Annotated in this window: 10 protein-coding genes; 4 read left to right on the top strand and 6 right to left on the bottom strand. The window is 72.6% G+C overall.

Going from position 1 to position 11,456, the window contains the following annotated elements; translation table 11 throughout:
- Position 1: 1 nt before the first annotated feature.
- Positions 2-706 carry a dethiobiotin synthase gene (gene bioD, locus PSH03_RS28510; RefSeq protein ID WP_112585576.1) on the bottom strand — a complete coding sequence of 235 codons (705 nt, stop codon included), beginning with the start codon at positions 704-706 and terminating at the stop codon, positions 2-4.
- A 76-nt stretch (positions 707-782) separates the two neighbouring features.
- A complete protein-coding gene (locus PSH03_RS28505) occupies positions 783-1,919 on the bottom strand; it encodes an 8-amino-7-oxononanoate synthase (protein ID WP_210783213.1) in 1,137 nt (378 codons plus the stop codon).
- Between the two features lie 320 nt (positions 1,920-2,239).
- Here PSH03_RS28505 and bioB point away from each other — a divergent pair, with 320 nt between their 5' ends.
- From bioB to PSH03_RS28490, 3 genes are read left to right on the top strand one after another with little or no spacing between them, the layout of a single operon-like run.
- Positions 2,240-3,235: a biotin synthase BioB gene (gene bioB / locus PSH03_RS28500; protein ID WP_238690936.1), complete on the top strand. Its 996-nt coding sequence runs from the start codon at positions 2,240-2,242 to the stop codon at positions 3,233-3,235.
- Positions 3,236-3,240: 5 nt separating this feature from the next.
- Positions 3,241-3,432 (top strand): biotin synthase auxiliary protein BsaP, encoded by a 192-nt coding sequence (gene bsaP / locus PSH03_RS28495; protein WP_238690935.1) that lies wholly within the window; start codon positions 3,241-3,243, stop codon positions 3,430-3,432.
- A 4-nt stretch (positions 3,433-3,436) separates the two neighbouring features.
- Positions 3,437-3,943, top strand: a complete 507-nt coding sequence (locus tag PSH03_RS28490; RefSeq protein ID WP_210783207.1) for a GNAT family N-acetyltransferase — start codon at positions 3,437-3,439, stop codon at positions 3,941-3,943.
- Between the two features lies 1 nt (position 3,944).
- Here the strand turns inward: PSH03_RS28490 and PSH03_RS28485 are convergent, their stop codons facing one another.
- Positions 3,945-4,472 (bottom strand): DUF488 domain-containing protein, encoded by a 528-nt coding sequence (locus PSH03_RS28485; RefSeq protein ID WP_238690934.1) that lies wholly within the window; start codon positions 4,470-4,472, stop codon positions 3,945-3,947.
- A gap of 128 nt (positions 4,473-4,600) precedes the next feature.
- Positions 4,601-7,504 (bottom strand): glycoside hydrolase family 9 protein, encoded by a 2,904-nt coding sequence (locus tag PSH03_RS28480; protein ID WP_238690933.1) that lies wholly within the window; start codon positions 7,502-7,504, stop codon positions 4,601-4,603.
- Between the two features lie 433 nt (positions 7,505-7,937).
- On the opposite strand from PSH03_RS28480, the gene PSH03_RS28475 reads away from it, so the two are divergent.
- Positions 7,938-9,503, top strand: coding sequence for an aldehyde dehydrogenase family protein (locus tag PSH03_RS28475; protein ID WP_238690932.1), 1,566 nt, complete (start codon positions 7,938-7,940; stop codon positions 9,501-9,503).
- 62 nt (positions 9,504-9,565) lie between these two features.
- On the opposite strand, the gene PSH03_RS28470 is transcribed toward PSH03_RS28475, so the two are convergent.
- Positions 9,566-10,642 (bottom strand): GNAT family N-acetyltransferase, encoded by a 1,077-nt coding sequence (locus tag PSH03_RS28470; RefSeq protein ID WP_238690931.1) that lies wholly within the window; start codon positions 10,640-10,642, stop codon positions 9,566-9,568.
- Between the two features lie 89 nt (positions 10,643-10,731).
- Positions 10,732-11,433 carry an ACT domain-containing protein gene (locus tag PSH03_RS28465; RefSeq protein ID WP_238678849.1) on the bottom strand — a complete coding sequence of 234 codons (702 nt, stop codon included), beginning with the start codon at positions 11,431-11,433 and terminating at the stop codon, positions 10,732-10,734.
- Positions 11,434-11,456 lie beyond the last annotated feature (23 nt).

The following is an 11,456-nucleotide window of genomic DNA, read 5'->3' as shown; positions in this document are numbered from 1 at the left end:
TTCAGCCGCTCTCCTCGGCCCAGACCCGCCAGTCGTCAAGCACGCCGTGCAGGGCCGGGGTGAGCCAACCCGGCGCGGACCGCCGGAACACGCCCGGGTCCATCGCGCCGGCGCCGTCCGGCAGCGCGCCGAGCAGATTCGGTACCAGGTCGGTGAGGTTGGTCCAGTGCACCAACTCCGGCCGGGCCGGCCAGGCTCCGATCACCACACCGGCCGGCACCGCCCTACGGTCCAACGCCTCCAGGGTCAACGCCGTGTGGTTGAGCGTGCCCAACCCGGCGCGGGCGACCACCACCGCTGGCGCGCCGAGCGACACCGCCAGATCGGCCATCGTCCACGGCTCCCCCGACGGTCGCAGCCCCATCGGAACCAGCAACCCGCCCGCGCCCTCGATCAACACGAGGTCGTGCTTGTCGGCCTCCGCGCGGACGGCGTCCACCGCCGCGTACAACTCCAACGGCGGCAGGTCGGCCACCCGCGCGGCGGCCAACGGGGCGAGCGGATCCGGGTAGCTGGCCAGGGTCCGACCGGTCAGCGGCGCAGCCAGCCGATTCACCGCGTCCACATCGCCGGGCTCACCGCCGGCCGTACCGGTCTGACCGGGTTTGATCACCGCCACCCGCAGCCCGGCGGCCTGCGCGGCGGCCGCGATCGCCGCGGTCACCACCGTCTTGCCGACCTCGGTGTCCGTCCCGGTAACGAGCACCGACCCCGCCCACCCGGTCACGGCGCCACCTCGGTTCGCGACTGCGGGGCTCGCAAACCCCGCTCACTCCTGGCGCTCACGGCGCGGTGTCCACTATGACGTCCAGCGCCCGCTCGAACTCCGCCCGGGGCACCCCCGCGCTGACCGTGAGGCGCAGGCGGGAGCGGCTGTCCGGGGTGGATGGTGGCCGGAAACAGCCCACCGCGACGCCCCGGTCCCGGCAGTCCGCGGCCCACGCGGTCGCCGCCTCCGGCCCCGGGGCGGTCACCGAGATCACCGCCGCGTCCGGGGCGGAGACGGTCAGCCCGGCCGCCCGCAGCCGACCGACCGCCAGTCCCACCCGGTCGGAGAGTTCGGCGCGCAGGTCGTCGCCGGCCTGGGCGAGCCGCAGCGCCGCGTGCACACCGGCGGCGACCGCCGGCGGCAGTGCCGTGTCGAAGATGAACGTGCGCCCGGTCTCGACCAGATGCCGGACGAACTCGGCCGGGCCGGCGACAACGCCACCCGCGCCACCGAGCGCCTTGGACAGGGTGGCGGTGACCACCACGTCCGGCTCGCCGGCCAGCGCGGTGGCCGCCACCGCGCCCGCGCCGGCCGGGCCGGTCAGGCCCAGCGCGTGCGCGTCGTCGACCAGCAGCAGCGCGCCGTGACGGCGGGCCACGGCGTGCAGCCGAGCCAGCGGGGCGAGGTCACCGTCGACCGAGAAGACCGACTCGGTCACCACCACCGCCGGGCGGCCGGGAGCGGCGGCGAGCGCGGCGGCCACCGCGTCGACGTCGGCGTGCGGGGTGACCACCGTCTCGGCACCCGAGATGCGGCAGCCGTCGATCAGCGACGCGTGGTTGTGCGCGTCGGAGACGAGCAGCGTCCGAGGTTGGACGAGCGCCCGCAGCGCGCCGAGGTTGGCCAGATAGCCGGACGAGAAGACCAGGGCGCCATCGGTGCCCAGCCAGCGGGCCAGATCCTCCTCCAGCGCCCGGTGCGCGTCGGTGGAGCCCCGGACCAGTCGCGACCCGGTAGCCCCCAGCCCGTACGCCGACAGGGCCGCCGTGGCCGCGGCGATGACGTCCGGGTGGGTGGCCAGGCCGAGGTAGTCGTTGCCGGCCAGATCGGTCATCTGATCGTCGGCCGGACGCGGATGCAGTCGCCTGGTGAGCCCGGCCTTCGCCCGCAGCTCCGCGCGGCGGTCGAGCGCCGCCAGCCAGTCCGCCACCGTCACCCTCCCCCGCTGTGCGTGCCGGTCAGCCCGACACCCGCCGGGCGAAATTACCACCCGCCGGCACCAGCCCGACGATTCCACTCGGTGCGAGTGCCGACCGGGCCGCCAGGGCATTCCGGCTGATCGGGCGGCCCCAGGCCTGTGCGAGAGTCCCCGGCCGGCCTACGACGGACCCAGACAACGACCGGCCGCGTTGGATGTTCGTCTGGATACAACACCGGTATCCAGACGAACATCCGCCTTGCCGGACCGCCGCCTGGACTCCGTCTCGGCTCGACCGGGGGCTCTCGCGCAGGCCTAGTAGGGTACGAGCCATGTCAGAGATCCTCGACCAGGCCCGGACCCAGGTCCTGGGTGACGGTGTCGGCCTCGATCAGGCCGGCATCCTCGCCGTGCTGAGCCTGCCCGACGAGCACCTGCCCGCCGCCCTCCAGCTCGCTCACGACGTGCGGATGCGCTGGTGCGGCCCGGAGGTCGAGGTCGAGGGGATCGTCTCGCTCAAGACCGGCGGCTGCCCGGAAGACTGCCACTTCTGCTCGCAGTCGGGCCTGTTCACCTCGCCGGTGCGCTCGGTCTGGCTGGACATCCCGTCGCTGGTCGAGGCGGCGAAGCAGACCGCCGCGACCGGGGCGACCGAGTTCTGCATCGTCGCCGCGGTCCGCGGTCCGGACGCCCGGCTGATGAAGCAGATGCGCGAGGGCGTCGCCGCCATCAAGGCGGCTGTCGACATCCAGGTCGCCGCGTCGCTGGGCATGCTCAGCAAGGAGCAGGTCGACGACCTGGTCGACATGGGCGTGCACCGCTACAACCACAATCTGGAGACCTGTAAGTCGTACTTCCCCAACGTGGTCACCACGCACTCGTGGGAGGAGCGCTGGGAGACGCTGCGGATGGTGCGCGACTCCGGCATGGAGGTGTGCTGCGGTGGCATCCTCGGCCTCGGCGAGACCGTCGAGCATCGGGCCGAGTTCGCCGCGCAGCTCGCCGAGCTGAACCCGCACGAGGTGCCGCTCAACTTCCTCAACCCGCGTCCCGGTACTCCGCTCGGTGACCGTCCAGTGGTGGAGGGCAAGGACGCACTGCGGGCCATCGCCGCGTTCCGGCTGGCCATGCCGCGCACCATCCTGCGGTACGCCGGTGGTCGCGAGATCACCCTCGGCGACCTCGGCACCCGTGACGGTCTGCTCGGCGGCATCAACGCGGTGATCGTCGGCAACTACCTGACCACGCTGGGTCGACCGGCGACGGCAGACCTGGAGCTGCTGGACGAGTTGAAGATGCCGGTCAAGGCGCTGTCCGCCACGCTGTGACGACAATGACGACGACGGAGCTGTGGTGTGACCGGTGCGGTGAGTCGGCGACGGCCACCGCCCATCCGGCCTGCGCGTCGGCCCGTCAGTTGGAGCCGCCCCGGTTCTGCCCCCGCTGCCGTCGCCGGATGAAGGTGCAGGTGCTGCCGGTGGGCTGGGCGGCGGTCTGCGTCGAGCACGGCGAGATCCGGGGCTGAGCCGGTGCTGCGGGGGCGGGCGGTGACACTACGACCGGCGACGGTCGCGGACGTGCCGGCCCTCGCGGCGATCCGGGCCGACCCGGAGGTACGCAGGTGGTGGCGGGGCGGCGACGACCTGGCCGACTCCGTGCGCGCCGACCTCGCCGACGACGACCTGCACGTGTACGCGATCGAGCACGACGGCCGGGTGATCGGCGCGATCCAGTGGTACGCCGAGGCGGACCCGGACTACCGGCACGCCAGCCTGGACGTCTTCCTCGACCCGGAGGAGCGCGGCGCCGGCCTCGGCGGTGACGCCATCCGCACCCTGGCCCGACACCTGATCGACGAGTACGGCCACCACCGCTTCACCATCGACCCGGCCGCGGCGAACAGCGCCGCCATCCGGGCGTACGCGAAGGTTGGTTTCCGCCCGGTGGGGGTGCTGCGCCGCTACGAGCGTGGCGCGGACGGCCGCTGGCACGACGGCCTGTTGATGGACCTGCTCGCCGACGACCTGGTGGAGTGACTCAGGCGTCCCACAGCAGGTGGCCGTCGGGCAGTCGGCGGGCGCCCTCGGCCGGCCGGTGCGGGCTGATGCGGCCGTCCGGCATCAGGTGCGCCACGGGGACTCCGCCGCCCAGCGTCGCGACGTCGGCGATCAACCGCCGGTGGCAGCGCCACCACACGCTCTCGCTGCACATGATCGCGGTGGTCCGACGGTCCACCCCGGCGAGCACCTCGGCGAGCGCGTCGTCGAACTCGGCCGTCCGCGTGTGGGCGGCGTACGCGCGGAACGCCGCGACCGTCCACCAGGTGTCCGGCTCCGGCTCCCCGGCGGGGACGTGGCGTCGTCCGCCGAGCCGCGGCTCCCAGCGGTAGTCGACGCCCCACTCGGGCAGCCACCGTTCGAGTTCCTCGCGGCGGACGTCCGGGTTGGTGCGGCTGGCTGGGTATCGCCGCACGTCCACCACCTGGGCGATCCCGGCTCCGGTCAGCAACTCTCCCAGCCGGCCCCGATCGGCGCCGCCGTGCCCGACGGTCAGCAACTCCCGCACGGTGTTGGCTTGCCCGGAATTCCGCCGACCTATCCCACCCGAGTCCGCCCGCGAGGGCCGGGCGCCGCAGACCTTGGACAGTTACCGCCCGCCAGCGGTAACTGTCCAAGATCTCGTCGCGGTGTCGGTCAGGCGATGGCGCACTGGGTGTTGTTGACGGTGAAGGCTGTCGGTTTCGGGTTGGCGCCGCTGTACGTGCCGTTGAAGCCGAAGCTCACCGACGCGCCCGGGGCGATCGTGCCGTTGTAGGACAGGTTCGTGGCGGTGACCGCCGCGCCGCTCTGGCTGATCGTCGCCGACCAGCCCTGGCTGACGCTCTGCCCACCGGGGAAGCTGAACCGCAGGGTCCAACCGTTGATCGCGGTGGTGCCGGTGTTGGTGATCGACACGTTGGCGGTGAAGCCGCTGCCCCAGTCGGTGGTGGCGTACCCCACAGTGCAGGTGCCGCCGACCGGCGGGGCTGCTGTGGTCACCGCGACCGGCGTGGACGCCGCAGAGGTGTTGCCCGCCGCGTCCACGGCCACCACGTAGAACTGGTACGCGGTCGAGGCGGTCAATCCGGACACCGCCTGGGTGGTGCCGGTCGGCGAGCCGACCAGCGCGTCGGTGGCGCCGGCCTCGCGGTAGACCTGGTAACCGGCGACGCCCACGTTGTCGGTCGACGGGGTCCAGGCCAGTGTGAGCCCGGTGGCGGTGACGGCCGAGGCGACCGGCGTGCCGGGGGTGCTCGGCGCTGTGGTGTCGGCGGTGCCGGTCGGTGGCGTGGTCACGCTGAGCTTCGGCGAGGCGGCCGACTCGTTGCCCGCGCCGTCGCGAGCCACGATGGTGTACTCGAACGTCCGCTCCGGCAGCAGCGTGGTGATGGTGATCGAGTTTTCGGTGACCCGTCGGGTCGCCACCACGTCGTTACCGACCATGAACTCGCGGACGTCGTACCCGGCGAGGCCGCTGCCGCCGCTGTCAGTGGACGGCGCCCAGGTCAGGGTGACGGTGCGGGGGCCGAGGTTGGACGCCACCGGGGTGCCGGGGACGGTCGGCTTGGTGGTGTCCGGTACGACCGGGCCCGGCTCCTCACCCCAGACGCGGGTGGCGCCGGAGTAGAGCGGGACCTTCCGGTTGGGCCCGGCGGTGGCCTGGTACGACGGGTCGTTTGTCGGGTCCCAGGTGCCGCCCTCCGGCACACCGATCTTGAACTGGACCTCCATCCGGTGCTGCGACTGACCCGCCGGGGCGATGGTGTGCCCGGCGCAGTCCACCTCGACGTACCAGATGTCGCCGCTGAACTGCTTGGCGGTGGTCGGGGACGGGCAGCCCTGGGTGTAGCCGGCGGTGACCTGCACCGGGCCGGTGCCGTCGGGCCGGAAGTAGTACCGGAACCGGCCGTCGGTCAGCGCGCGGGCCGGGAACGCGGACTTGTTGTAGACCATCACCTTGAGCCCGGTGGCCCGAGGTTCGGCCTGCGTAACAGTGGTCTCGACTGTCAGCTCGTCGATGTCCGGCGTCTCGGCGACCGGGAAGTTCGCCAGCGGCGTGCCGCCGTACTCGGAGGTCAGCCGAACCAGCGCGGACGTGAAGCCGGCGTTGTAGTCGGTGGCCACCTCGTTCATCACGTAGTCCGAGCGGCTGTCGCTGTACGCGTCGTTGGCCGAGGACGGGCCGCCGACCAGCGCGCCGTAGAGGGTGTGCCGGGTCTCCACCGGCACGGTCTGGCTGTCCCACCAGGAGCCGTGTGCGGTGCGGTGGTGCGGGTTCTTCGGTGCGTTGGCGCCGAACCCGATGACGTAGCTGGAGTTACGGGGGTTGTCGCCGAGCGCGTAGTTGATCTGCCGGACGGCGAAGTCGTGGTAGCGCGCCTTGCGGGTGGTGTCGGTGGTCTTGTCGCTGTAGACCAGCGCGGCGAAGGAGGTGTTCGCGGCGTAGCGCAGCGCGCCCCAGGAGTCGAGCACCGCCATCCCGCCCGGCGAATACGGAACCCGCTGCCCGTTCACGCCGACGGTCCAGTAGTCCAGCCACCGGTTGGCGTCGTCGACGTACTTCTGCTTGCCGGTCAGGTTGGCCAGCAGCACGTACGCGCCGAACTGCTTGTTGTCCCAGGCGATGGTCCACTTGTAGGAGCGGGTGGTGGACTGGTTCTCCGTGCCGAGCTTGTCGTACTCACTCTCGGCCTTGGTCAGGTAGCTGGCCTCGCCGGTGGCCCGGTGCAGCCAGATCGCGGCCCAGACCAGCTCGTCCTGCCAGCCGCTCCACGAGCGGTAGAAGCTGGTGGCGTCGGTGATGCACTCGTGGTAGGCCTTCCGCACCGTGTCGGCGAACGTGTAAAGCTGCCGGGCGTGCCCGAGCAGCTTGTCCGCGTAGGCGGCGTCGGTGGGCCGGAACACCATCGAGGAGGCGGCCATCGCGGCCGCCGTCTCCCCCGCCAGGTCCGCGCCGCCACAGCTCGCATCGATCTTGTACGCGGGCCGCGCCATCGGCATCACCTCGGCCGGACCCCACCACTTGTGGTCGTCGTCGCCCTTGCCGACCTGTCCGTAGAGGACGTTTGCCGACGGGTGTGCCTTGATGAAGTAGTCGTTGACGAAGCGCAGGTTGTTGAGCAGGTGCGGCAGTTGCCCGGAGGAGGTGTAGCCGCTGCGGTACTCGACAGCGCCCCAGGCGAGCATCGTGGCGCTGAACGCCATCGGGAAACCGAACTTGACGTGGTCGCCGGCGTCGTACCAGCCGCCGGTGAGGTCCACACCCGCGCTGGCGCCGTCGGTGAGGGCGCTGTCTCCGCGCCAGGAGACCCGGTTCCAGTCGGGCAGTCGACCGGACTGCTGCGCCTCGTAGAAGAGCAGCGACTTCTGCAACGCCTCGGCGTAGTTGTAGGTCGCCGCCGGCGCGGCAGCGGCGGGCCCGGACGGTGGCGCGGTCACCGCGAGGGACGCGCCGGTGAGCAGCGCGACGCCGAGGGCCAGCAGCCGCCGCGGCCAGGGCTGGTCGGCGGCCGGCGACCGGCCGGGCTGGCCGCTGAACGGCCGGGTCAGGTGGCGCATGGCGGACTCCTGTCGGAGGCGCCGCCGGCGGTCGCACCGACGCGGGACGGCGTACGGGCGGCACGGCCACCGGCGACAGCGGGGTGGCGGTGTGACCACGGGTCATGGAAGCGCTCCCATGGATAACCGACAATGTAATGGGCGGGTCGCTGGTTGGGAAGCCTGCCAACCGGGGCCGGTGCGTGCGACGCCGCTTCCGTACTCGCGAGTAACCAGTGCGGACCATTTCACACCATCGACGCACTTCGATTAGTGCTCGCCGTTTGCGCAGCTCACGACGGGAGCCTCCGCGAAGACTGTCGCGGTGTTCGAGCGCTCCGGCGGCCAGCCAGACGAACGTACTGTTGCTGACCCACTACCAAGCGCGAGACAGTACCGCTCACCAGCGGTGCCGTCGACGCCGCCGCTCCCTGGTCAACCCTGAGGAGAAGCGATGGCACCACGACTCGCCGACGACACCGCCTGGACCGACATCCTGGCCCGCGCGGTGGCCGCCACCCCGGAGGCGTTCGGCGCCGAGGTAGACGGCGTCACCACACTGCACAACCTGGTCGAGGGCGAATGGCGGGCGGTCGGCCAGCCCACCCCGGTCCGCACCCCGGTGGACAACACCGTCCTCATCAACCTGCCCCGGGTCGACGCGACCACCGCGCGCGCCGCGGTCGCCCACGCCGCCGCCGCGCACCGGGCCTGGGCCCAGACCCCGCTGGCCGACCGCAAGGCCCGGGTCGCCGAGGCCCTGGACTCGCTCACCGCCCACCGCGACCTGCTCGCCCTGCTGCTGGTGTGGGAGATCGGCAAGCCGTGGCGGCTGGCCTGCGCCGACGTGGACCGGGCGCTCGACGGCGTCCGCTGGTACGCGGGCGAGATCGACCGGATGCTCGCCGACGGCCGCGAGCCGCTGCCCGGCCCGGTCAGCAACATCGCGTCGTGGAACTACCCGATGAGCGTGCTGGTGCACGCCGAGCTGGTGCAGCTCCTGGCCGGCAACGCGGTCATCGCCAAGACTCCGTCCCAGGGCGGCGCGGTGTGCCTGACCGTCGCGCACGCGCTGATGCGCCGGGCCGGGCTGCCCGCCACACTCGTCTCCGGCAGCGGCGGGGAGCTGTCCGAGGTGCTGGTCCGGGCACCCGAGATCGGCGCTGTGGCGTTCGTCGGCGGTCGGTCCAACGGCGGCAAGGTGGCCGCCGCGCTGCTCGACAGCGACAAGCGGCACTTCATCGAGCAGGAAGGTCTCAACGCCTGGGGCATCTGGAACTTCTCCCAGTGGGACCTACTCGCCACGCACCTCAGGAAGGGCTTCGAGTACGGCAAGCAGCGCTGCACCGCGTACCCCCGGTTCGTGGTGCAACGCGACCTGGTCGACGAATTCCTCGACATGTACCTGCCGGTCGTCCGCTCGGTCCGCTTCGGTCACCCGCTCGCCGTCGGCGACGACTGGGCCACCGGTGACCCGCTGCCCGAGCTGGACTTCGGTCCGCTGATCAGCGCCGCCAAGGCCGACGAGCTACGCCGCACCGTCGACGAGGCGGTCCGCGGCGGCGCGATCCCACTGCACCGGGGCAAGCTCACCGGCGCGCCGTTCCTGCCCGGGCAGGACACCTCGGCGTACGTGGCACCGTCGGTGCTGCTCGCCCCGCCCGGACGGTCCCGGCTGATGCACGCCGAGCCGTTCGGTCCGGTCGACACGATCGTCGTGGTGGACACCACCGACGAGCTGCTGGCCGCCATGAACGCCTCCAACGGTGCGCTGGTGGCGTCGCTGGCCTCCGACGACACCGACGAGGCCGGCAAGCTCGCCGTGGACCTTCAGGCGTTCAAGGTGGGCATCAACAAACCACGCTCACGCGGTGACCGGGACGAACCGTTCGGCGGCCGGGGCGCCTCCTGGAAGGGCGCGTTCGTCGGCGGCGACCTGCTGGTGCAGGCAGTCACCGTCGGTGGCGACAGGCGGCTCTACGGCAACTTCCCCGACTACAACAGCTACCCCACCACCTGAGCACCGCAACGGGAGAGTCCCCCTTGTGGACGCTGGCGCGCACAAGGGGCCCTCGTCGGGCCCTAGACGCCCGGCGTGACGAACGCGGCCTTCCGGTCCGCCGGCGCGGCGACAGCGAGCGGGACGGTGAGGGTGAGCAGCCCACCGTCGCGCTCCGTCGCGGCGGGCCTGCCCAGCCGGTGCAGCGTACGCAGCATCGGGTCGTTGGTGGCCTGCACGTGCAACACCAGCGCCGCGTACCCGGACCGGTCGGCGTGCTGGACCACCCGGCGCAGCAACGCCGAGCCGAGCCCGCGCCGCTGCCAGTCGTCTCGCACCAGCAGCGCCACCTCGGCCTCGTCGCCCTCGCCGAGCAGGTTCGCCATGGCGACCACCGACTCGGCAGTGCCGTCGGCGCCGGTGGTGCTGGCGATCAGCGTCAGCCCTCGGCTCGGCTCCAGCAGTCGACGCAGGCGGGCCGGCTGCGGCAGCGCCGCGCCGCCCAGGTAACGCCGCTGCCGAGTACGGGGTGAGCACGCCTCGTGCAGCTCCGCCACGCCGGACAGATCGTGGGCGCTGGCCGGCCGGACGGCCACCTCCGCGCCGTCGGGCAGCACCACTGTGACCTGTTCGGCGGCCCGGCGCGCCACTGTGGCGGCCAGCTCGACAAGGGCCTGCGCCCGCGCGTACTCCGCCGGGGTGAAGTCGGGCGCGGCCCGGCGCAGCGCGAACGAACCGCCCGCCGGGTCGGCCAACAGCATGGCGGCCCCGGTGATCCCCCGCTCGCCGCCCACCGACGCCGGTCGCCAACTGACGACGTCGGCGGCGAGCAGGGTCCGCAACGCCTCGCCCGTCGCGTCCGGGTCACGCACCAGCCGGTTGGCCAGCCCGAGCACCCGGGTGGGCTGGTCGGCCAGACCACGCGCCTCACTGCGCGCCACCCAGCAGTCCCGGCCCCGACCACGCTCGACCGCGGCGATCAGCTCGGCCTCGTCGAGCGCGTCCGGCGCGTCGACCAGGAAATCGTCCACCGCGCCCTGCTCGGTGGGCTGCACCTGCACGGTGAGGATGTTGACCCCACGCAGCGCGAGGCTCGCCGTGAGCACCGACAGGTAACCCGGTCGGTCGTCCACAGTCGCTCGGATCCGCCACAACGTCATGGTTGGCTCCCTTCCCCGGTAAGAGCCTCATCCCCGCCTGTTGCCGCCCGGTTGCCCGGCGGTGTCGGCCCGGGAACTCCTCGGGTCGCTCAGGGGCCGGCGACCACCGGCGGCGCGCCGACGAGATCGAGTCGGTCACCGAGGATCACCGCGCAGGCGCGGACGAGCTGGGTGAGCCGATCCACCTCGGTGCTGTGGAACGCCGCGGCGGAGAGGGTCTCGCTGCGTTCACGGGCCACCACCAGCACCAGGCCCGCCCGGCCGAACGGCGCGATCGCGTGGTGGGTGCCGTCGGGCGTGGTCATCGACCGGCCGCGCAGCGGGGTCACCTCCGGCAACCGCGGGGGTACGGGGGCACGCCAGCTCGCGTGCCCCACTGTCGCCCCACCGCCCCCGCTCCGCGAGGCCCAGTCGACCGGCACCACGGCGGCCACGGCCCAGTCGGCGGCCAGCAGCCCCGGCACCGCGTCGACCAGGGTGGCCAACCCGTCGGCCGGGTTGGCCGCGACCTGGGCCAACAGCTCCGCGTCCTGGCCGGTGGTGGTGGGCGCGCCGATCGCCCGCCACACACCGTCCACCCGCACTCCGGGGATCGCCGCGAGGCCAGCCAGCAGCCGCTCCACCCGCGCCGCGCCCGGCCAGACGACAGTGAAGTCGTCCACGGCACGCCCGCCGAGCCGTTCGAGGACCACCACCTGGACGATGTCCGCCCCGGAGACGCCCAAGGTGCGGGCGACCTGACCGAGGGTGCCCGGACGGTCCGGCAGGGTGACCCGAACTCGCAGCAACATGTCTGTCCCTCCGCTCGGCGGGC

Source organism: Micromonospora salmantinae, assembly GCF_022230905.1.
GTDB lineage: Bacteria > Actinomycetota > Actinomycetes > Mycobacteriales > Micromonosporaceae > Micromonospora > Micromonospora salmantinae.
Note: the sequence above shows the minus strand (reverse complement) of the source record. Positions and strands in the feature narration are given on the sequence as shown.

Excerpts from the sequence above, each read along its gene's own strand:
- PSH03_RS28480 (WP_238690933.1), bottom strand. The coding sequence starts at position 7,504 with ATGCGCCACCTGACCCGGCCGTTCAGCGGCCAGCCCGGCCGGTCGCCG.
- bsaP (WP_238690935.1), top strand. The coding sequence starts at position 3,241 with ATGACGACGACGGAGCTGTGGTGTGACCGGTGCGGTGAGTCGGCGACG.
- PSH03_RS28475 (WP_238690932.1), top strand. The coding sequence starts at position 7,938 with ATGGCACCACGACTCGCCGACGACACCGCCTGGACCGACATCCTGGCC.
- PSH03_RS28465 (WP_238678849.1), bottom strand. The coding sequence starts at position 11,433 with ATGTTGCTGCGAGTTCGGGTCACCCTGCCGGACCGTCCGGGCACCCTC.
- bioB (WP_238690936.1), top strand. The coding sequence starts at position 2,240 with ATGTCAGAGATCCTCGACCAGGCCCGGACCCAGGTCCTGGGTGACGGT.
- PSH03_RS28470 (WP_238690931.1), bottom strand. The coding sequence starts at position 10,642 with ATGACGTTGTGGCGGATCCGAGCGACTGTGGACGACCGACCGGGTTAC.